The organism is Vibrio sp. TRT 2004 (genome assembly GCF_050113735.1).
GTDB lineage: Bacteria > Pseudomonadota > Gammaproteobacteria > Enterobacterales > Vibrionaceae > Vibrio.
The window spans coordinates 52,805-74,903 of record NZ_JBNJOH010000019.1; the positions used below are offsets into that span (position 1 = coordinate 52,805).

Below are 22,099 nucleotides of genomic sequence, written 5' to 3' on the forward strand. Positions count from 1 at the left end.
CACATTTTTGCAACATTGCACTTGATCATTTAGCAAACTTGAATCAGTATTTGTATATACATTTGATTATGAGTATTACTATGAAGTCCTCTGTTGATGAAATCATCTTAACCAACGCTAAAGTAGTCACTATGACTCAGGGGAGCCGTGGCTATGCCATTTCGCCTCTGAGCAATATTCATATCAAACAAGGTCAAATCCTATCGTTAAGCGAATCGGCTATCTCTTCTGAGATCAATACATTTGATTGTGAAGGGAAACTGGTCACGCCGGGATTTATCGACTGTCACACTCATCTTGTTTTTGCCGGTAGCCGTGCAGACGAGTTCGAACAGCGTCTCAAAGGCGTTCCATACCAAGAAATCGCTCAACAAGGTGGCGGTATTCTGTCTACTGTACGCGCAACCCGCGCAGCCAGTGTTGATCAACTGACGGAACTGGCATTGCCTCGTTTAGACGGGCTGATTGCTAGCGGCGTGACGTCTGTCGAAGTGAAGTCAGGCTATGGATTGACGATAGAAGATGAAATCAAAATGTTGCGTGCTGCGCGTGCTCTCGAAGCTCACCGAAAAATTCGTGTTACGACCACATTACTTGCCGCACATGCCTTGCCGCCTGAATTTAGTGGACGTGCGGACGACTATATCGAGTTCGTCTGCCAAGAGATCATTCCTCAAGTAGCCGAAGAAAAGTTGGCGACGAGTGTAGACGTATTTTGTGAGTCCATTGGGTTCAACCTAAAGCAGACTGAACGCGTGTTTGTCACAGCCATTGAACATGGCCTAAAAATCAAAGGCCATACCGAACAGCTATCCAATCTTGGCGGTACAGAGTTAACTGCCAAGTATGGCGGCCTGTCTGCTGATCACATTGAATTTCTCGACTCGAAAGGTGTCGCCGCACTGGCACAATCAAACACGGTAGCCACCTTACTGCCGGGTGCTTTTTACTTCCTAAAAGAGACCCAACTACCGCCTATCGAGCTCCTTCGTCAACATAACGTGCCGATGGCGATTGCCACGGATTTGAATCCAGGTACGTCACCTTTTGCAGATTTGACTATGATGATGAATATGGGCTGTACACTATTTGGCCTAACACCAGAAGAAACCTTGCGTGGCGTCACTGCGAACGCTGCTCAAGCGCTGGGCTACGGTGAAAGCAGAGGTCAAGTTGCCCCAGGTTTTGATGCGGATTTGGCGATCTGGGATGTTGAACATCCTGCCGAGTTTAGCTATTTCCAAGGCGCTCCGAGATTGGCTGCGCGTCTTGTTGCCGGAGAGTTAGATCATGTCTAATCATGTCGTTACCAACCAAGATTTTCATTGGCAAGGCCGCCACGATGCGGAAGATGGCGCACTCGGTAAGCGTGTTCATCATGTGATTAAACAGCTCAGAGTTGATGAGCTCGAGCCGTATCACAATGCTGTAAGCTTGTTAGGCTTTTGTAGTGATGCTGGCGTCGCTCGCAACAAAGGGCGTATTGGCGCACGTAAAGCTCCAGATCTCATTCGTCGAGCCCTAGCAAATATGGCGTGGCACAAACAGAGTGCCTTAATCGACTTAGGCAATGTCATTTGTGATGACGACTTACTCGAGCAAAGTCAGGCTCAATGTGCTGACATCATTGCCACGGCTTTAAAATCAACGCCTGTGATCACTTTAGGTGGGGGGCACGAAGTCGCTTGGGCTTCATTTCAGGGGCTGGCGAAGTACTTTGAATTTCTAAACCCAGCCAAACCACCAAAAATCGGCATCATCAACTTCGACGCTCACTTTGATCTTCGCGCTTTCGAGAGTGAACACGCGGAAGTTAAGCCGAGTTCAGGAACCCCGTTTAATCAAATCCAGCGCTACTGTGCGACTCACGATTGGCCGTTTCATTACGCATGTTTAGGTGTTAGCCGCGCGAGCAACACCGAAGCACTATTTAATCGAGCAGATGAGTTGGATGTGTGGTACGTCGAGGATAAAGACCTCGCTCATTTAAACCACGTCTATCACCTAACTCAGTTACAGCATTTTATCGATAAGTGTGACTACATCTACCTGACCATAGATCTGGACGTCTTCCCTGCGGCGACGGCCCCTGGAGTGAGTGCGCCAGCAGCGCGTGGAGTCAGTATCGATATTCTCGCGCCATTTATTGAACGAATTCTGCATTACAAGCAAAAACTGGTCATAGCGGATATTGCCGAATACAACCCAACTTATGATGTCGACAGCCAGACAGCACGTCTAGCGGCTCGACTCTGCTGGGACATAGCAAACGCTTTTTCCGAAAAATAATAATCCATCAGGCAGAGGCTAGTGTTAACGGTGCATAAGCGCCCTAGCCCCCTTTTTGCCTGAACAACGTGAACCACAAGGAGTCTTACCATGACGGAACGCCAAGTAGAAGATAAGCGTCTCGATACGAATAGAACCATTCGCGCGCCACACGGCACGACATTGAGAGCAAAATCTTGGCTAACAGAAGCCCCGCTTCGCATGCTGATGAACAACTTAGATCCAGACGTTGCCGAGCATCCGCATTCTTTAGTCGTGTATGGTGGTATCGGTCGCGCTGCGCGCAACTGGGAGTGTTACGATAAAATCGTTGAAGTACTAGAGCGCCTAGAGGAAGACCAAACTCTTGTCGTTCAGTCAGGCAAACCTGTCGGCGTGTTCCCGACGCATAAAAATGCACCGCGCGTGTTAATCGCAAACTCAAACTTAGTGCCTCATTGGGCGAACTGGGAGCATTTTAACGAGCTAGATAAACAAGGTCTGATGATGTACGGTCAGATGACCGCTGGCAGTTGGATCTACATCGGTTCACAAGGTATTGTTCAAGGTACTTATGAGACTTTTGTCGCCGTTGCGAAAAAACACTTTGACGGTAACGCAAACGGTCGCTGGGTTCTGACTGGTGGTCTTGGCGGTATGGGTGGTGCTCAACCTCTAGCTGCGACTATGGCAGGTTTCTCAATGATTGCCGTGGAATGTGACGAGTCACGTATCGACTACCGTCTGCGTACTGGTTACGTTGATAAAAAGGCAACAAGTCTCGATGAAGCGCTTGCTATCATCTATGAGTCGGATACCCCTGTATCAGTCGGTCTACTAGGCAACGCTGCCGACATCTTCCCTGAGTTGGTTGAACGTAACATCACACCAGATGTTGTTACTGACCAAACCTCTGCTCACGATCCGTTGAATGGCTACTTGCCGATTGGTTGGTCTATGGAACATGCTGCTGTAATGCGTCTAAAAGATGAAGCCGCCGTGGTCAACGCAGCCAAAGAATCAATGGCGATTCAAGTTAAAGCGATGTTGACGCTTCAAGAACGCGGCGCCGCAACACTCGACTACGGCAACAATATCCGCCAAATGGCATTGGAAAAAGGTGTAGAGAATGCCTTTGATTTCCCTGGTTTCGTACCGGCATATATTCGTCCTCTATTCTGTGAAGGTATTGGTCCTTTCCGTTGGGCAGCGCTTTCTGGTGATCCAGACGATATCTACAAAACAGATCAAAAAGTAAAAGAGTTGATCCCAGATAATCCTCATCTTCACAACTGGCTCGATATGGCGAGAGAGCGTATTCAGTTCCAAGGTCTCCCGGCACGAATTTGTTGGGTAGGTCTGAAAGATCGTGAGCGTCTAGGTCAAGCATTCAATGAAATGGTTAAGAATGGCGAACTTAAAGCCCCTATCGTCATTGGCCGCGACCATCTAGACTCTGGTTCAGTAGCGAGTCCGAACCGTGAAACAGAAGGCATGATGGACGGTTCAGACGCGGTGTCGGATTGGCCACTGCTTAACGCACTGCTAAACACTGCTGGGGGAGCCACTTGGGTTTCACTTCATCACGGTGGTGGGGTTGGTATGGGCTTCTCTCAACACTCAGGCATGGTGATCTGTTGTGACGGCAGTCAGGACGCATCAGAGCGTATCGCACGCGTATTGCACAACGACCCTGCAACGGGCGTAATGCGCCATGCAGACGCGGGTTACGAGATTGCAAAACAATGTGCCGCCGATCAAGGGCTTGATTTGCCAATGCTTAACGAAGAACTAAACAAGCTTAAATAAGGATGATGAAGATGTTGAATCTAACGCTTAAGCCGGGACAACTTAGCCTACCAGTGCTACGTAAAATCAGCCGTTCACCAATCAACCTGACTCTTGACCCAGAGGCAATCCCTGCCATAGACGAGAGTACCAAAGTGGTAGAACAGGTGATCGCGGAAGATCGCACTGTTTACGGTATCAATACAGGTTTTGGCCTACTGGCGAACACACGCATCGCTCCGGAAGACTTGGAAACACTGCAAAAAAGTATTGTGCTTTCACATGCCGCTGGCATCGGTGAGTTTATGTCTGACGAAACCGTTCGTTTGATGATGGTTCTTAAGATCAACAGCCTTTCACGTGGTTACTCTGGTATTCGCCTTAAAGTCATCCAGGCGCTAATAGACTTGGTCAACTCACAAGTCTATCCATGTGTACCGCAAAAAGGGTCTGTAGGTGCCTCTGGCGACCTTGCCCCGCTTGCGCACATGAGTACCGTTTTGCTTGGTGAAGGTCAGGCACGCCACAACGGCAAAATCATCTCAGGTGTTGAAGCACTCAAGATCGCAGGTCTGACACCAATTACGCTGGCGCCAAAAGAAGGTTTGGCTCTACTTAATGGCACTCAGGCATCAACAGCCTTTGCTCTTGAAGGCCTGTTTGCGGCAGAAGACCTTTTCGCCTCAGCCACTGTGTGCGGGGCTATGTCTGTTGAAGCGGCACTCGGAAGTCGTCGTCCATTTGATCCACGAATCCACCGCGTACGTGGTCATCGTGGCCAGATGGATGCAGCAATGGCATACCGCCATCTGCTTGACAACACGAGTGAGATAGGTGAATCGCATACTTGCTGCGAAAAGGTACAAGATCCCTACTCATTACGTTGTCAGCCACAAGTTATGGGCGCATGTTTACAGCAGATCCGTAATTCAGCAGATATTCTTCAGACTGAGGCGAACTCTGTATCGGATAACCCGTTGGTATTCGCAGATGATGGTGACATTATCTCGGGTGGTAACTTCCACGCAGAACCTGTCGCGATGGCAGCCGATAACCTCGCTCTAGCGATTGCAGAGATCGGCAGCCTATCTGAGCGTCGCATGGCGCTGCTCATCGACAGCGCTTTGAGTAAACTGCCACCATTCCTTGTTGACAATGGCGGGGTTAACTCTGGTTTTATGATTGCTCAAGTCACTTCTGCGGCGCTTGCAAGCGAAAACAAAACCTTGGCTCACCCAGCTTCAGTAGACAGTTTGCCGACATCAGCTAACCAAGAAGACCATGTTTCTATGGCGACATTTGCTGGTCGTCGCCTACGTGATATGGCCGAAAATACACGTGGTATCTTAGCGGTTGAATACTTATCAGCTGCGCAAGGATTAGACTTCCGCGCACCAAACAAGTCATCAGCGAGAATTGAGGAGGCGAAACAGATCCTACGTGAGAAAGTTAGCTTCTATGATAAAGATCGCTACTTCGCTCCAGATATTGAAGCGGCAAACTCACTGCTTATGATGGCGGTTCACAATCACCTAATGCCAGAAGCGATTCTACCAAGTATTGCGTAAGGACTAAGGGTTAAAAACAAAGCCCCTACTTGTATAAGTAGGGGCTTTATCGTTTTTACGGCAAACAAACCTTTATATCCAACGCCTTACTCGTTGCTTGTAGTCCAGATACTGTGAACCAAACAGCGCTTCTAGCGCTCTCTCTTCGGGCAAGATTTGAAAGCGATTCATGTACACAATAAAGCCGAAGCTAAACACGATCGCTAGCAGATTTTGTTGCCAATATGCATAACCAAACAGCAGTACAAACAACCCTAAATACATTGGGTTGCGCGTGTAAGAATAAATACCAGAGTCCACAACCGTCGATGCATCGTCGACCTTTATCGGGCTTACGGTTGTCTGAGCACGGCGAAACTCGTAAATTCCCGCTAAACCAACAAACCCAGCCACGACAAAGCAGAGAGCAAACAGCAAGCCAGCGAGGGGAAGGTTTACCTGAAAAGTGAGAAATTCATGACTCAACTGGTTACTCGCGACAATAAACAGTACAAACAGTGCGACAGGTGGGATTTTACGTTCCAATTTGTCCATGGAATCTCCCTAGAGATAAGATCGTATAGAATAAAAATAGCTCAGCGTTTGACGCTGAGCTATTCGATTTAAACAATCTGTAACAGAGCTTGCAAAGGATGCTGCGTTTTGACCTGTTCAAATCGCTTAACCTGACTGCGGCATGAGTAACCCGTGATCAGACAGCGATCTTTTGGCAAATCCTGCAAACGGGGTTTCCAACTTAAGCCATAGATATCTTTCGACATTTGCAGCTTGTCGACCTCATGGCCGAATGTACCGGCCATACCACAACATCCAACCGGCACAGTGTTTAGCTTGGCGCCGAAGTGAGCAAAAATCGCTCCCCACTCTTTTTCAGCGTTAGGCATTTTTGTCTTTTCAGTACAATGAGCAAACAGATACCACGGTTGCTCTTCACTCGCCGGACGTTGTTCAAATTCAACCAGTTTTGGTTCTAACCATTCGTGAACCGTCAGTACTTGGAAATCACCTCGCTGATCACCCAACACCTCCTGATATTCATCTCGATAGCAAAGAACTAACGCCGGATCGACACCCACGAGTGGTACGCCAACATCCGCCACTTGCTGAAGAAACGCTGCGGTGTTCGAAGCACTCTGCGCGAAACGTTTAAGGAAACCTTTAACGTGCTGTGCTTTACCATTTGGTTTAAACGGCAATAGCACTGGTGTCTTGCCAAGTTTCGCGACCAATGAAGCAAAATCTTCGACCACTTGCGCGTCGTAATAACTGGTAAATGGGTCTTGAACGATAACAACGTGGTTTGCTTTGTCCTCTTTGGACATCGCGGCAAGTTGTTGAAGGTCAAAAGCTTTGAGTGCCGATGTGCGCTGAGCCAAAGTAGGAACAGACAAGAGCGGCGAATCAACATAGCCTACTGATTTAGCGGTTAAGTCTTGAACCCACTGCTGTTTCAGCGCGCCATTGACCAGCTTTGGCGCTTTAGCCAAAACGGGCAACATAGTTTCGATGTTCGCAACTAGATAATCCTTCACTGGACGCTGGTAACGAGAGTAGTAAATATTTAGGAAGCGTGAGCGGAAGCTAGGTACATCAACCTTGATTGGGCATTGACTGGCACACGCTTTACACGCGAGACATCCATTCATCGCTTCATAAACTTCATGAGAGAAATCATACTCATGACGCTTATTGAGGGTGTTGCGCACCCTTTCAATCATCGTCTTGATGGTTGCGTTATCTTCTAGGGTCTGCTTTTCGAGATCAAGAATATCAACCCCTTGCTCTGTTAGCTGTCGCAACCACTCTCGCACCATTCCCGCACGACCTTTAGGTGAATGGCGACGATCCGCGGTCACTTTCATAGAAGGACACATCGGCGATGAGGTATCGTAATTGAAGCATAACCCGTTCCCGTTACATTCCATCGCTTGTTTGAAGCTATCTCGTACCTCTACGTCGATCTGGCGATCGAAGTAACCACGCTTAACATCCGTCACCTTAACCAGCTCTTCATTGCTGTCAATCGGCGTACAGATTTTGCCCGGGTTCATCTTATTGTGTGGGTCACAAGCCGCTTTGACACGGCGCAGCTCAGCAAACAATTCTTCGCCGAAGAATTCTGGTCCGTATTCAGAGCGATAGCCTTTACCGTGCTCACCCCACATCAAACCACCATACTTAGCCACCAGCTTGACGACTTCGTCAGAGACTTGATGCATCAATGCTTCTTGCTTCGGATCGCACAAGTCCAGCGCGGGTCGAACGTGCAACACACCAGCATCAACGTGACCAAACATGCCGTAATTCAGCGACTTGGCATCGAGCAATTCGCGAAACTCACCGATAAAGTCCGCAAGATTTTCTGGTGGCACACAGGTATCTTCAGCAAAGGCGACTGGTTTTGCTCTTCCTTTCGCCGCACCAAGTAGGCCAACCGCTTTTTTACGCATGTTGTAGATACGGCCAATACTCGCCACATCATCACACACTTGATAGCCAATAATGCCCGCTTCTTCATTCGCAAGCATGTCATCGAGTCGTTGACATAAGGCCTTCACCTGTTGCTCAACTTCCTCAACATCTTGCCCTGCGAACTCAACCATGTTGATGCCCTGCATGTCTTTGCCAGGAACATCCGTCAATAGATCACTAACGGTATGCCAAACGATATCTTGTTTAGCCAGATTAAGAACTCGCGAGTCAACCGTTTCGACCGAAAGCGCCTTGGCTTCGACCATCAAGGGCGCGTTACGTAACGCGGAATCAAAACTGCTGTACTTGATGTTGACTAGAGTGCGTGCTTTAGGAATTGGCGTTAAATTCAGCTTCGCTTCAGTGATGAAGGCTAATGAACCTTCTGCGCCACATAACACTCGTGTAAAGTTGAATTGATCCGTCTCGGTATCTAATGCATTTTTCAGGTCATAACCTGTTAGAAAACGGTTGAGTGGTGGAAACTTCTCCTCGATCTGTTGGCGTTTTTCACGACAAATTCGCTCCGTCGTGTTGTAAGCCTCATAGGCATACTCACCTTCTGTAGGCATGCCATGTGACAGATCCGACTCCAAACATGAACCGTCTGCAAATACGGCTTGCACAGACAACACATGATCAGACGTTTTGCCGTATTTAAGAGAACCCTGGCCTGAAGCGTCGGTGTTAATCATACCGCCTAGTGTGGCTCGGTTACTGGTTGATAAGTCTGGAGAGAAAAAGTATCCATAAGGGCGTACCGCATCATTGAGTTGGTCTTTAACAACACCTGTTTGTACGCGAACCCAGCCTTCCGCTTCGTTAATCTCCAGTACCTTATTCATATGGCGAGACAAATCCACCACAATCCCCTTCGTCAAGGATTGACCATTGGTGCCTGTGCCACCACCACGCGGAGAAAAGGTGACTCGTTCATATTGAGACTGAATGGCTAACTTACCAATTAACGCAACGTCTTGAGTTGTTTTAGGATGAACAACTGCCTGAGGTAACTGCTGATAAACACTGTTATCGGTAGACACGGCTAATCGACTTGAATACTGACTTTCAATATCGCCACTAAAACCGTTCGCTTTGAGTTGTTCGAGAAAGGTGAGTACGATCGGATCCACATCCGATTGAGAATCTAATCTTGGTAACATTTGCTTCCTGCCCCCTACGACGCCGATCCTATCAGCACTGGGTTCGCTAAAGTGTAAAAAACTATTATTTGAATCAGGTCACTTTACAACATTTAAAAGAGTGATCAAAACAGAAATGCAGTGTCAGAATGGAAGTTATCGCATTTTTTTCCCACACTTATAAATAATTGATCCAATTTAAAGTGTTTCTATGAGCGAATCATCCATGAAAAAAAATAAAATCGTCACCACCGAAGACATTCTATTAAAGTTATGTCAGTCCGTTTCAGGTGTTCTAACTTCTGCAACGAGCTCAAATGTTACCTACTCTGCAATGGTGCAGAAAATTACCAAGACCAGCCTTAAACCTGACTTTGGCTGTTTTGTACTGTTTGACGGAGGGTTCTCAGGGTTAGTCGTGATTAACTTCACTGCAAAAGCGGCACTCGAAGTCTACACAAACTATATGCGAAACATGGGAATGCCCGACGAAGAACTTGCTGTGCTGCATACCTCAGATGAAGTGGCAGATGTTCTGGGTGAATTGATGAACCAACTGGTTGGTCACTTTACCAACCAAGTACGCAAAGACCTGCAAACACACATTACTCAAAACCAGCCAAAGATGCTCTCTTTAAACAAGCAAGTGAATTTGTCTGTCGATACCAATCTTGATCGCCCACAAGCACGCCGTGTTACCTTCTCAACTGAGCAGGGCAACATTTTTTACTTAGAGCTAGCAATGGACAAAACTGAGTTCATTCAACTTGAAGAATTTGACGTCGCTGAGGATGAATGTCCAGATACGATCCTAGAACAAACACAGCTTAAGATGAAAGCGAGTCAAGAGAGCAAAGCGGCTTCTAATCAATCAAGCAATGCGAATGACTTACTTGATGAACTAGGAATCTAACTTCACGACGTCACTCTGACCCAACTCAACCACGCCCCGAATACCGGTGGCGTGGTTGCACATCCCCCACCCCACAACGTTTATAACTACAACGTATTTCCGTTTTTACTCAGAAAACGTTAAAATGTTCGACTTTTCTAAATGAGTGAAACGTAAAGCGGTCGATGGATAAACAAAAAGCCCTCAAAAAAATTGCCAAATGTTTAGAGCTTGGTAACTCTGCCAACGTCAACGAAGCAGCCAATGCGATCAAAATGGCTCATCGTCTGATGCTCAAATATGGCCTCGATAAAGACGATATCGAGTTTATCAAAATGGGCAAAACACAATCGACCCACTTACTTCCAGCCAGTGTCGCTTCAAACTTGTTACGCATCATTCGTGGCATCAACACTAAGTTTGGTGTCGAAGCAGTACTACTTAACCATAAAGGCCTCAAACGTGTAGAGTTTATCGGTGAAGCTGACCGCGCTATCTTTGCTGCCTTCGCGTTTGATATTATTTATCGAGAGATGAACGAACAAACTGGCCGCTTCCGTAATGGTTTTGCCGGAACAGGGACACCCGCCAGTGAAGTCACTCGCCGAGTTAACTCATTCTTATCAGGCTGGGTGGAAGGTGCGCTGGAAAAACTTCCAATCATTAGCCCAGATGAAGAGTCTGCAAAAAAGATCGATGACTATATTGATAAAGAGTTTAAGAACATCGATCGAGAGACCTTTAAGCAGCAACTTAGGGAAGCGATGAAAAATCTTACTGAAGATTACGAAGTCGGTCTTAAGAAAGGTCGCACTGTGTCAGTCAATCGTCCAATCAACGGGGCCCAAGCGCCGAAAATGCTCAGATAATGTAATTTTCGTTCAGCTATCGTTAATCTTCGGTCAATTAATCTTGATATAAATTGACATAATAAATGGCATCAGGTTTATTCACTGTCATCCAAAAAAACAGACATAAGTCTGGTTCAAAATATAATGATACACGGAGATGTTATCGTGAAAAAAATCACGCTTGCTCTAGCAGTAGCTATCGCTCTTTCTGGCTGTCAGGCAACTCAACGCCAAAATGCCACTACCGGTGAATCAGAGACTAACTCTGCGACCAAAGGGGCATTGATTGGTGCCATCGCAGGCGCAGCAGTTGGTCTAGCGACCGGCGATGATGCAAAAGAACGTCGTAAACATGCGCTCATTGGCGCTGCGGGTGGTGCAGCAGTGGGTGGTGGTGTGGGCTACTACTTCGACCAGCAAGAAGCCGCACTACGCAAACAGCTTCTCAATTCTGGTGTTCAAGTTGAACGTGTTGGTGAGAACCAACTTCTGCTTCGCCTTGAAAACGGCATCGGCTTCCAGTCGAGCTCTTACCAACTAGACCCAAGCATCCACAACACGCTGCGCGGCGTTGCACAAATTCTTGTTGAATACCCAGATACAAGCTTAGTCATTGACGGCCATACAGACAGCACAGGTAGTGACACCACAAACCAAGTTCTATCTGAACGCCGCGCTGAATCTGTTCGCTCTTACCTAGTATCTCAAGGTGTTGCTGCAGGTCGTGCAGTCGCACGTGGTAATGGTGAGCGCTACCCTCTGTGTTCAAATAGCACCGCGGAAGGCCGAGCTTGTAACCGCCGTGTAGAAATCCAGATCCTACCTCTTAAGTAATCTGCATTTCTCAACGTGACCATTTCTATTGGCTTCTCCGGAAGCCAATTTTATATCCATCACCTCAAATATGTTCAATTGTTATCAATTTTTACCGAGTAATTGATATACTTAGCAAATACTGCCCGCTTGCCAATCATGTCCAGAGGTTAATTTGCGCATCCTTCCCCTTCTACTGCTAGCGTTGTCCGCCTTTAGCTATGCCCAAACGGTAGAAGAGCTGATCAAAAGTGCCCAAAACAACAATGTCCACGCTCAGCTTGAGCTGGCTGAGATGTATAGCCAAGGCAATGGTATCGAACGCTCAGACTCAGAGGCGTTTTATTGGTATCAGCAAGCGGCCGAAAGTGGCAACTCATCTGCGGCGATTTATCTAGGGCGTGCTTACCTTAACGGTGTTGGAACGAACCCCGATGTTGAAAAAGCGATTTTTTGGTTAAACAAAGCCGCGTTTGAGGGAGATCCCCAAGCGCCTCGTCTTATCGGTGAGCTATACGAAAACTTGCAGCAGCCACCCAATAATTTGGACCTTGCTGAGATCTGGTATCTCGAAGCGGCGAAGAACGATCCCAACGCAGAAAACGCCTATGCTCGTATTTTAGAAGAGCAATTTAATGCCCGAAGAGCGAAACAAGTGGCCGCTATTGATCAGCTTGAAGTGGCATTTGATCACCAAGAAATCGAATTGAGTCCAACAGCAAAGTCTGTATCGCAAAGCCAACAGGCGGCAAACAGTCTGGTATATGCTCTATCCGCATTACTGCTGGTGAGTCTCACTCTTGTCGGCTGGTTATTGCGAAAGAACCAAACGCTCCGAAAAACCGCCAATACCACCGAGTCAGACACGCAACGACAGCAGATCAAACTTGAACGAGAACTCAAGCGCAAGGAAGATATTCTCAAGCAGCAAAAACGACAAATGGAGGTCATGTATCGCCATATCAAAAAGCAGCAAGAAAATACCAAGCCGGTAGTCACAGAGAGTCACAGTGAGAAGCCCCTAACGCTAGCGTGTGCCCTTTTTGGCTTTAACCCAAGCAAGATACCCGCCGAAAAGGAGATCAAATTAAGATACAAGCAACTGTGTAAAATCTACCACCCAGATCTCAAAGGCAGTGAAGAAGAAATGAAGCGTTTGAATCAAGCGTTGAAAATAATTCTTTCAAGTGTTAATAAATAGTTACATTTAAATTTATAAATATTTCACTTACCTTTTCAGCGTTTAAAACACAAGGCTGCGCAATCGATCACCTTCCCAATACACGTAACAAATGCTTAACTAAACCACGTAGTTTGTGTCATACTCCAGCGCGAAAATAGCACCTAAAAAATTAAGGTGGGGAGAGTATATGTTTACTATTGAAGGCGTGTGCGACTGGTGTAAGAAACCAAACATGCTAACCAAACATGATTACGTTGACGGAAAATGTCACCATTCATGTAGAGAGTGCAATGGCCTAGCGACTTTTGATGTTCGTCAGTTTAACATTGAAGAGTTACAACATAGAGAGCGACAACTTAGCGCTCTACGCTAATCAGCATTGTGTCTCCAGCGATGTAAATAAGCCACCGAATGACGGTGGCTTTTGTATTTTTAGTCTCTCAGTCACTGACGGCTAATCTGCATCCGGTTGTGACTCAGGAGCGGCTTGTTCAAACGCCGCAAGCTTATTAAGTGACGCCGTCACTTGAGTAATGTTCGGATACGCAGAGAGATCAACCTTAAACCGCTTGGCATTGTAAACCTGTGGAACGAGACAGACATCAACCAAGCTAACATCGTCTCCGACACAGTAGCGCCCTCGTGTCAGTTTTAGCCTCTGCTCTAGAGCATCAAACCCTTTCATTATCCAATGGGCATACCATGATGATTTCTCTTCGTCCGTGACGTTGAGTGTTTGAGAAAGATACTGTAAAACGCGCAAGTTATTGAGCGGATGAACATCAATCGCAATATCATGAGCCATCGCCTTAACCAGATAACGTAATGCTCGGTCAGTTGGCGTCAACAACACTTCCGGATAGGTCTCATCGAGATAGTCGATAATCGCTAAGGACTGATTAAGCCGCATCTCACCATCAATAAAAACGGGTACCAATTGATTGGGGTTGAGACGCTTAAAATCGGTCGAGTGCTGTTCTCCACCATTTTTAATCAAATGAATGGATCGCTGCTGATAGTCTAGCCCCTTAAGATTGAGGGCAATTCGGACTCGATAGGCCGCAGATGAGCGCCAGTAACCATATAAAATACGCTCACCCATACTTAGCCACTTGTTGGTCAATTGCACCAAAAATCGAGTGCCCATCGTTATCAAGCATTTCTATTTTGATCCGGTCACCAAACTGCATGAACCCTGTAGAAGGTGAACCATCACGAATCGTCTCTATCATTCGCACTTCTGCAATGCATGAGTAACCCACACCACCTTCGGCAATCGCGGTGCCATGTTCTGTCCCCTGTTTGTTTGACACCGTGCCCGAACCGATAATCGCACCGGCAGACAGTGGACGACTCATAGCAGCATGCGCAATGAGCTGTGGAAACTCAAATGTCATATCCACACCGGCGTTAGGGCATCCAAACGGCTCATTGTTGTAAAAACTTAATAGCGGCAGATTGACCTTGCCACCATCCCAGTCACTGCCTAATTCATCAGGTGTGACCGCAACCGGAGAAAAAACAGACGAAGGTTTAGATTGGAAGAAACCAAATCCTTTTGCTAACTCGTTTGGAATCAAACCGCGTAATGAAACATCATTGACGAGCATGACAAGTTTGATTGCCTGAGCAGCCTCTTCAACACTGACTCCCATTGGTACATCACCGGTGATAACGGCAACCTCACCTTCAAAATCGATGCCCCATGCTTCATCAACGACCGGAATATCATCACACGGGCCAATAAAGGCATCCGACCCACCCTGATACATTAGAGGATCGGTCCAGAAACTTGGCGGCATTTCCGCGCCACGCGCCTTACGCACCAATTCAACATGATTGACATAGGCTGAGCCATCCGCCCACTGGTAGGCTCTTGGTAACGGTGATTCGCACTGCAGAGTCGAGAAAACCATTTCGTTGGTCAATTCGCCGTTATTCAATGCGATGTACATTTCATTTAACTGTGGCTCAACACGCTGCCAGTCATCCAGTGCTTGCTGCATTGTCTGTGCGATTTCTGGCACCGCGACACAGTGAGTGAGTGATTTGTTCACAACAACCAATAAGCCATCTCGGCTGCCATTTTTTAGGCTTGCTAACTTCATTCTATTTGCCCTTATTTTTGTTCTTTCCAGCTATCGATATACTGCTCATTTTCAACCTGACGTGCGTGCTCACTAATTTCGAGTGCATGACGGGTATCGATCATCACTGCCACTTCATCGGTGAATTTCTTCTTATACTCCTGCCCTGCTTTAAAGGCCTTGGGATGTGGGCCGTGAGCAAATCCAGTGGGATGAAAGGTCACCATTCCCGCCTCAATGTTGTCGCGACTAAAGAAATCCCCTGCGTGGTAGAACAGCACTTCATCGTAATCATCATTGTTGTGGTAAAACGGCACCTTTAACGCCCCAGGATCACTTTCAATAGGCCTTGGCACAAATGTGCAAATAACAAATCCTTGCCCCACAAATGTCGTATGCGCTGACGGCGGCAAATGATAACGGTGCGACATAAGTGGCCTGATATCACGCCAGTTCACTCGGACCACAGAAAGGTCACCATGCCAGCCAATCGCATCTAGCGGATTAAACGGATAAGTGACGACGCTCACCTGTTCATGACGTTTAATATGAACTTGTGTTGACTGTTCTGAATACTGATCTTTAAAGGCCTGATCAATTTTCGGAACGTCGAGCACCGCTGGGTCAAAAACAGCGTGATTACCAACCATGCCTTTTTCCGGCAAGGTATAAGCGGCATCCGTGTTTTCAATCATCAGGATGAACATCGGCTCATGGGGTTCAAGCCGCCAAGTGGTCGAGCGAGGGATCATCACGTAATCCCCTTCAACCACCTCAAGGTGTCCATAGTCACAAAACAGATCGGCTTTGCCCTGATGAATGAATAAGAGTTCATCGCCGTCTGCGTTGCGTGCTAGGTGATCCATCGCACTATCGAGCTTCCAGATACGAACTTTACAGTTAGCGTTATGCAGAAGGTAAGGTACCGACCATGGAGAGTTCTGAATCGAGGCTTCCACTTGGTTGAAATTGAACGCACGAGGTTTTAGCTCACCCTGCCAATCACTCCAACCTGTAGGGGCATGCTGGTGATGGAAGTGAGCGGCAGGGCCAAAGAAACCACTGCGCCCCGCTTCGCGTTCATAAATCGCTTGTTCCGGGAAGTCAGCGTGTGCCTGCTTGGAGCACACTCCCTCCCGATGCGGGAATGTTATCCATTTATGCATCGTTTAGTACTCCACGACGAATTTGATCTTCTTCAATCGATTCAAACAAGGCTTTGAAGTTACCTTCGCCAAAGCCCTCATTACCTTTACGCTGAATAATTTCAAAGAACACCGGACCAATAACCGTCTGGGTAAATATTTGAAGTAAAATACCATCCTTCATTGGCGCACCATCGATAAGGATCCGCAGATCACGTAACTTATCGACGTCTTCACTGTGACCTTCCACACGTCCATCGATCTTTTCATAGTAGGTGTCAGGTGTCGGCATAAACTCCATGCCACGGTCACGAAGTGTCTGTACCGTTTGATAGATGTTATCCGTCGTTAGGGCGATATGTTGAATACCTTCACCGTTGTATTCACGGATAAACTCTTCTATTTGTGATTTGTCGTCAGAAGATTCATTGATTGGAATACGGATCTTGCCACAAGGCGCGGTCATCGCACGGCTGACAAGGCCAGTCAGTTTGCCTTCGATATCGAAGTAGCGGATTTCTCTGAAGTTACCGATACGCTCGTAAAATCCAGACCACAGATCCATATTGCCTTGCTTAACATTATGGGTTAAGTGGTCAATCTCGTACAAGCCGACATCCATCTTTTCTAAACGTTGTTTGGCATCGTCATAAAAGCGGAAATCGACTTCGTAAATACTGCCATCTTGGTAGCGATCAACAAAGTAAAGCAGACTCTCACCGATACCATAGATCGCTGGAATACTGAGTTCCATTGGACCTATCTCAGTGATGTACTCTTTCGCACCATTGTCTAGTGCTTGTCTCATCGCAACCGAAGAATCTTTCACTCGGAAGGCCATGCCACAAACTGAAGGACCATGTACCTTAGCAAATGCATGAGCCTGACTGTGTGGCTGAGCATTTACGATAAAGTTCACGTCACCTTGACGGTAGAGCCAAGCCTCTTTAGAACGGTGTTTTGCGACTTCTGCAAACCCAAGTGAGTTAAACAACTGCTTTAGGTCTTGAATACCCTTCTCATCTGCCGCTGTGTATTCGACAAACTCAAAACCATCAGTGCCTAATGGGTTGTACGCTTCGTTCATTTGATGTCCCTCGTGTATTAGTAACTACCATGTATCTATCAATAACTTGGCTTATCACGAGCAAAAAATGAATCTTTACGCGCAATTTCAAGGTTACGCAAATGTAATCAAAAACTGTAAACGGCGAATTTAATAACCCATTTTAACCATTAAAAACAACAACTTAAAATATAACCACACAGTAACATTTACTTTACATTTCAAGCATCAACGGCCGTGAATGAGGAATTTTTCAACTTTGCCTACATCGAGTTCTGAACCTAAGAGTGCGTGCCATTAGTGTTTGATAAAACGAGTAAATAATCACCTGAACATGTATAAGCCCAACAGATACCTGACGATAAAAAGCCTGTCAGAGTCACCGATAGATTGACGTAGCGCAGTTTACGACTCGGCTGAGCAAGATATGGTAATCTCCTCTGTTCCTAACGAGGTATAACAATGACTCAAATTAATCGTGAACGTCTGGTCGAACACTTTATTCAACTTGTCAAAATTGACAGTGAATCTCGCAACGAAAAGCAAATTGCTGAAACGCTAGCAGAGCAGCTCGGGGAGCTTGGCTTTACCGTACATAAGTTAGCTGTCCCACAAGATGTCTCCAATGGCTTTAACGTCTACGCTCGCTTGGAAGGTGAACTTGCCGACAGCATCGTACTGAGTTGTCACATGGATACCGTAACCCCAGGAATTGGTATTGAGCCTATCATCGAAAATGGCATTATCCGCTCTAAGGGGAATACCATCCTTGGCGGTGATGACAAGTCGGGTATCGCAGCTATCATGGAAGCAGTCCGTTGTATTCAAGCGGCTAACCAAGCTCACAAGACCATCGAGATAGCTTTCACTGTTCATGAAGAAGGCGGACTATTTGGTTCGCAGCACTTTGACATGTCTTACATCCAGTCAGACAAAGCGATCGTACTCGATACAGGAGGGCCGATTGGCACCATAGTCAATGCCGCTCCGGGTCAGCAAAAAATCGTCGCCAACTTTATCGGTCGTCCTGCGCACGCCGGTTTGGCGCCAGAAGAAGGCATTAGCGCGATTCAAGTCGCAGCAGATGCTATCACTCAAATGAAGCTACTGCGCATCGATCACGAAACAACGGCTAATATCGGGATTGTACAAGGCGGTAATGCGACCAACATCGTTATGCCTTCTTTAAAAGTGGTCGCAGAAGCGCGTTCACTAAATGATGAAAAACTCTCCCAGCAAGTATCGCATATGATTGAGACGTTTCAGGCAGCGGCCGATAAGTATGGTGCTCAAGTAGAGATTGATTCAACCCGCGCATACAACGCATTTGTCATTGCTGATAACCACCCTCATATCGAAGCAGTTAAAGCATCATTTGAGGCGATTGGTGCTAAGCCTTACACCAAAGGAACTGGGGGTGGTAGTGATGCAAATAACTTCAATGCGAAAGGATTAACCACCGTAAATATCTCAACAGGTATGGCAAAAGTACATACCACAGAAGAGTTTATCGCCATTGACGATATGGTCAAAGTAAGTGAGTTTGTTCAACACTACCTTACACACTAACCGTAAAAAAAGCCGCGACCGCGGCTTTTTTATTCTCTGGTTAATTTGACCAGCCGCGCTTCGCGTACCTCTTGTTTCATCATCGAACCGAACTCTTCAAAGGACAGTGGCTGAGAAAACAAGTAACCTTGGTATTGGTCGCATCCTTCTTGACGTAAAACATCAAGCTGCTCCTGATACTCAACCCCTTCAGCCACCAGCTTAATGCCTAAACTATGTCCCATCTGAATGATGGTTCGAACAAGCACTCGGTCTGAGTGGCTAACGGCACAATCATCGACGAAACATTTATCTATCTTGATCACATCCGTCGGTAACTGTTTGAGATATTTAAGGCTAGAGTATTCGACACCAAAATCATCAATCGCAACCGAAACGCCAATGGCTCTCAACTGACGACAGATATCGGTAATGTTTTCTGGGTCACTCATTAAGGTCGACTCTGTAATCTCCATCTGCAATAGATGCGATGGCAGTTGTGTCTCTTTTAATGCGTGGCATACCACTTCGAACAGATCAGCATGAGCAAACTGAACCGTTGAGACATTGACAGCAATACAGATGGATAGCCCCTGATCATGGTAACGTTTTGCTTGACGGCATGCTTCTATGATTATCCACTGGCCGACAGGCACGATCTGAATCGTTTTTTCCGCAATAGGGATAAATTCACCTGGGGAAATAGGCCCAAGCTGAGGATGGTTCCAGCGCAACAACGCTTCAGCACCAACAATGCGTGCGGTTTCAATTTCCACTTTGGGCTGGTACATCAACAAAAATTGATCGCTTAATAACGCCGACTTAATCTCCGTTTCAATCTGATGCTGCCTAATTGTCTCGCCAAGTAGTTCATCATCAAACCAGCACACCGCTCCCGCTCCTTCTGAGCGTGCTTTATACAATGCAAAATCTGCGTTTTTTTCCCATACTTCGGTGCTGCCAAGTGCATCTCCTGCCATCGCAACGCCAATACAGTAAGACAACCGATGAGATGTATTGTCGACATTGAACATCACTCTTTGATGGCGGCTCAGTTTATCAACCAGATCATTGAGCTTTTCTACAATGTCCTGTTGCTCCACAACGACGAGAAATTCGTCACCACCAAAACGGTAAACCTTACCATCATCTCCGACCAAGTCTTTCATATGCCTGGCAAACGCGACGAGAAGATCATCTCCATGGCGATAACCAAGCCTGTCATTGACATTTTTAAACCCTTCTAACCCAATGTGGATCAGCCCAAATTTCTTGGCGTTGCTCTCATTTATTCGGCTTATGTCCTCCCGATACGCATTGATATTCGGCAGTTTTGTGAGGTAATCGGTTTGACTTTCTATTTTAAAGACAAGGGCTTGCTGCTTGGTCTTCATATATGAATAGGTCATCAATGTTGCGAACACACTACTCGCTGTCATTTCAATCGACACATCGATAAAGGCATCAAACTCAGTGAGTGACAGTTGATATAGGTAGCCATTGATCAACGCTGCACAAACAGCAATCGGCCATAACGTTCCGGGGAATAACACCACATAGCATAAAGGAAGCGCAAAGAGGCACACCTTGATCTCATCAAGACCGAAGTGCTGCACTAAACCTCCAGCAATAAATATCGCTACACCAGCAAACGCACAAAGGTGTTTGAATGCAAGTACTTGCGTGTATAACGCAAAGAGGAGTAATGCAGGAAATAGGTAAAACGGCATCTCCCACGGATGTGGATCAGATAAAAGTGCACGGGACATGACGCCCACTGCAGCAATATAGGCGATATAGCTTATAATCTGCACGCTTTCATTGAGTTTAAACAGCCGCATCCTGAGCCTTCATTTCCCAAGCAATTACTTTAAACGTAGCGCATTTTCTGAAAATCGCTTTACTCGTTACCAAATCAGTGCCTCTATCCTGAGACAGATAATAAAAACGCCTCTAAGATAGAGGCGCTTTTAGAGCGAAGGCGGAAACAGACTAAAGACCCAGCTCTTGCGATAAGGCCTTCATTTGTTTTAAATCCATCTGATGAACACGAATCATTTGTTCAACTTGACTCAACCTTGATTGTGCTTCGTCTTGCTTATCACACGCATCTGATTTGGCGTCCCAAGAGGTGCCTTCCAAATAGACATCACACTGTTTTTTCAATTCAACGATTTTGGGCGCAAGTTCTTCACGTTCTTTCTCTAGGGCTTCTAGCTCCTGAGAGACTTTCAGTTCCTGCTGGAACAACTCACGTGAACGCTCAAACATTGTTGCCTGCATATCGGCCTGTCGGTTGAGCTGAGTATTCTGGCTATTCACCGTGGTTATTTGCTGTTTTTGCTGCGCAATCTGCTCTTTCAAGGTCGTATTTTCGGTTTGTAGTTCGTTGACCTGTGACTGAAGCGCATCCAAAGCCAGTTTATGCTCTTGTTGCTGAGCATTCATCGCCAATTGCAGCTTCTCTTCAACCTCATCATCAACCTTGGCAACTCTCTGCTCTACTTGAGTGGCCATTTGTTGTTTGTCAGCCACTAACGTTTGATATTGTTGTTCAAGAGATTGGTAAGTCGATTCCCACTTTTGTGCCGTGAGTGTCGAACCCACCAAACCACCTAACGCAAGGCCCAGCGCACCAGCGATGACAATATAGAGGCGAGCACGCTTGTCTCTCTCCTCAATCACAACAACGTCATCATTCTCTTGTATATCGTTTTGTTCGTTCACTTATTGCTCCTAAAGCCTAGCGAATTAGTTCTGTAACCATGATAGTTGCGGTATAGATAATAAAGCTGGAAACCAACGTTATTACGACGTACTTCTGCAACTTCTCGCTCGTACGATAGCGGATCAGTACAAACGCGATGACAATCAAAAACGCGATGGCAAGTAACCTTGTCATAACCTCTCCTTGGGCAGATCCTATACTGATTACTTTATACCATTTTTTGTGTCTAAATAGTCAGAGTCAGGTTGTTTTCGCCACCCACAGTATTAAATAAATTATTTCAATTGGTTACTTTAAATACGTTGTGACCAAATCTGGATGAAAAGGCGTCACTTTTATTTGTATATCAGCATTTTATTTGGTGTGTCACTTAGAATGAGGTATAAAGAACCGTAATAAAACCATGGGACCAAAATGATGAAACCATACAAACTAGACAATAAAAAGCGCCGTATTCAAAAGAAACTTTTCCTAAATAACTGTTCCTAAATATAGATCACTGGTTTGTAGAAAAAGAAGGGAACTCGGTACCGTTTGAGCGATCTGAT

19 protein-coding genes are annotated in these 22,099 nt (G+C 46.3%); 10 read left to right on the forward strand and 9 right to left on the reverse strand.

The window, feature by feature from the left end; genetic code table 11:
- Positions 1–80: 80 nt before the first annotated feature.
- The 4 genes from hutI (at position 81) to hutH (ending at position 5,624) form a co-directional block, all read left to right on the forward strand.
- Entirely contained in the window at positions 81–1,298 is a 1,218-nt protein-coding gene (gene hutI, locus ACQEXR_RS09905; protein WP_426950621.1) for an imidazolonepropionase, read from the forward strand.
- On the forward strand, positions 1,291–2,289 hold the full coding sequence (gene hutG / locus ACQEXR_RS09910; protein WP_331427844.1) for a formimidoylglutamase: 999 nt from the start codon (positions 1,291–1,293) through the stop codon (positions 2,287–2,289). Before hutI ends, hutG begins: the two co-directional genes overlap by 8 nt.
- Positions 2,290–2,379: 90 nt before the next feature.
- Positions 2,380–4,077: a urocanate hydratase gene (gene hutU / locus ACQEXR_RS09915; RefSeq protein WP_427020251.1), complete on the forward strand. Its 1,698-nt coding sequence runs from the start codon at positions 2,380–2,382 to the stop codon at positions 4,075–4,077.
- A gap of 11 nt (positions 4,078–4,088) precedes the next feature.
- Positions 4,089–5,624, forward strand: coding sequence for a histidine ammonia-lyase (hutH, locus tag ACQEXR_RS09920; protein WP_427020252.1), 1,536 nt, complete (start codon positions 4,089–4,091; stop codon positions 5,622–5,624).
- A gap of 72 nt (positions 5,625–5,696) precedes the next feature.
- On the opposite strand, the gene ACQEXR_RS09925 is transcribed toward hutH, so the two are convergent.
- On the reverse strand, positions 5,697–6,158 hold the full coding sequence (locus ACQEXR_RS09925) for a methyltransferase family protein (RefSeq protein WP_426950619.1): 462 nt from the start codon (positions 6,156–6,158) through the stop codon (positions 5,697–5,699).
- A gap of 68 nt (positions 6,159–6,226) precedes the next feature.
- A complete protein-coding gene (gene ydiJ / locus ACQEXR_RS09930; RefSeq protein WP_427020253.1) occupies positions 6,227–9,259 on the reverse strand; it encodes a D-2-hydroxyglutarate dehydrogenase YdiJ in 3,033 nt (1,010 codons plus the stop codon).
- A 205-nt stretch (positions 9,260–9,464) separates the two neighbouring features.
- Between ydiJ and ACQEXR_RS09935 the strand changes: the two genes are divergently transcribed.
- From ACQEXR_RS09935 to ACQEXR_RS09955, 5 genes are all read left to right on the forward strand, one after another.
- The gene (locus ACQEXR_RS09935) at positions 9,465–10,151 is read left to right on the forward strand and encodes a DUF3334 family protein (RefSeq protein ID WP_138972244.1); all 687 of its coding nucleotides are present in this window, start codon (positions 9,465–9,467) and stop codon (positions 10,149–10,151) included.
- 164 nt (positions 10,152–10,315) lie between these two features.
- A complete protein-coding gene (locus ACQEXR_RS09940) occupies positions 10,316–10,999 on the forward strand; it encodes a DUF2786 domain-containing protein (RefSeq protein ID WP_269376870.1) in 684 nt (227 codons plus the stop codon).
- Between the two features lie 147 nt (positions 11,000–11,146).
- Positions 11,147–11,815, forward strand: coding sequence for an OmpA family protein (locus tag ACQEXR_RS09945; protein WP_331427850.1), 669 nt, complete (start codon positions 11,147–11,149; stop codon positions 11,813–11,815).
- A gap of 154 nt (positions 11,816–11,969) precedes the next feature.
- Positions 11,970–12,995: a hypothetical protein gene (locus tag ACQEXR_RS09950; protein ID WP_427020254.1), complete on the forward strand. Its 1,026-nt coding sequence runs from the start codon at positions 11,970–11,972 to the stop codon at positions 12,993–12,995.
- A 169-nt stretch (positions 12,996–13,164) separates the two neighbouring features.
- Positions 13,165–13,350 carry a hypothetical protein gene (locus ACQEXR_RS09955; protein WP_138972240.1) on the forward strand — a complete coding sequence of 62 codons (186 nt, stop codon included), beginning with the start codon at positions 13,165–13,167 and terminating at the stop codon, positions 13,348–13,350.
- A gap of 81 nt (positions 13,351–13,431) precedes the next feature.
- Here the strand turns inward: ACQEXR_RS09955 and maiA are convergent, their stop codons facing one another.
- The 4 genes from maiA to hppD are packed head-to-tail and all read right to left on the reverse strand — an operon-like array spanning position 13,432 to position 17,296.
- A complete protein-coding gene (gene maiA / locus ACQEXR_RS09960; RefSeq protein ID WP_427020255.1) occupies positions 13,432–14,079 on the reverse strand; it encodes a maleylacetoacetate isomerase in 648 nt (215 codons plus the stop codon).
- Positions 14,072–15,085, reverse strand: a complete 1,014-nt coding sequence (locus ACQEXR_RS09965; RefSeq protein ID WP_427020256.1) for a fumarylacetoacetate hydrolase family protein — start codon at positions 15,083–15,085, stop codon at positions 14,072–14,074. The genes maiA and ACQEXR_RS09965 overlap by 8 nt, the downstream gene beginning before the upstream one ends.
- 11 nt (positions 15,086–15,096) lie before the next feature.
- The gene (locus ACQEXR_RS09970; protein ID WP_427020257.1) at positions 15,097–16,230 is read right to left on the reverse strand and encodes a homogentisate 1,2-dioxygenase; all 1,134 of its coding nucleotides are present in this window, start codon (positions 16,228–16,230) and stop codon (positions 15,097–15,099) included.
- Positions 16,223–17,296: a 4-hydroxyphenylpyruvate dioxygenase gene (gene hppD / locus ACQEXR_RS09975; protein WP_331427854.1), complete on the reverse strand. Its 1,074-nt coding sequence runs from the start codon at positions 17,294–17,296 to the stop codon at positions 16,223–16,225. Before hppD ends, ACQEXR_RS09970 begins: the two co-directional genes overlap by 8 nt.
- A gap of 441 nt (positions 17,297–17,737) precedes the next feature.
- On the opposite strand from hppD, the gene ACQEXR_RS09980 reads away from it, so the two are divergent.
- Positions 17,738–18,844, forward strand: a complete 1,107-nt coding sequence (locus ACQEXR_RS09980; RefSeq protein WP_427020258.1) for a M20/M25/M40 family metallo-hydrolase — start codon at positions 17,738–17,740, stop codon at positions 18,842–18,844.
- 29 nt (positions 18,845–18,873) lie between these two features.
- Here ACQEXR_RS09980 and ACQEXR_RS09985 read toward each other — a convergent pair whose 3' ends face one another.
- The 3 genes from ACQEXR_RS09985 to ACQEXR_RS09995 form a co-directional block, all read right to left on the reverse strand.
- A complete protein-coding gene (locus tag ACQEXR_RS09985; protein ID WP_427020259.1) occupies positions 18,874–20,664 on the reverse strand; it encodes a putative bifunctional diguanylate cyclase/phosphodiesterase in 1,791 nt (596 codons plus the stop codon).
- Between the two features lie 151 nt (positions 20,665–20,815).
- Positions 20,816–21,550: a chromosome partitioning protein ParA gene (locus ACQEXR_RS09990; protein ID WP_138972233.1), complete on the reverse strand. Its 735-nt coding sequence runs from the start codon at positions 21,548–21,550 to the stop codon at positions 20,816–20,818.
- Positions 21,551–21,566: 16 nt separating this feature from the next.
- On the reverse strand, positions 21,567–21,725 hold the full coding sequence (locus ACQEXR_RS09995) for a hypothetical protein (protein ID WP_171052208.1): 159 nt from the start codon (positions 21,723–21,725) through the stop codon (positions 21,567–21,569).
- Positions 21,726–22,099: the final 374 nt, after the last annotated feature.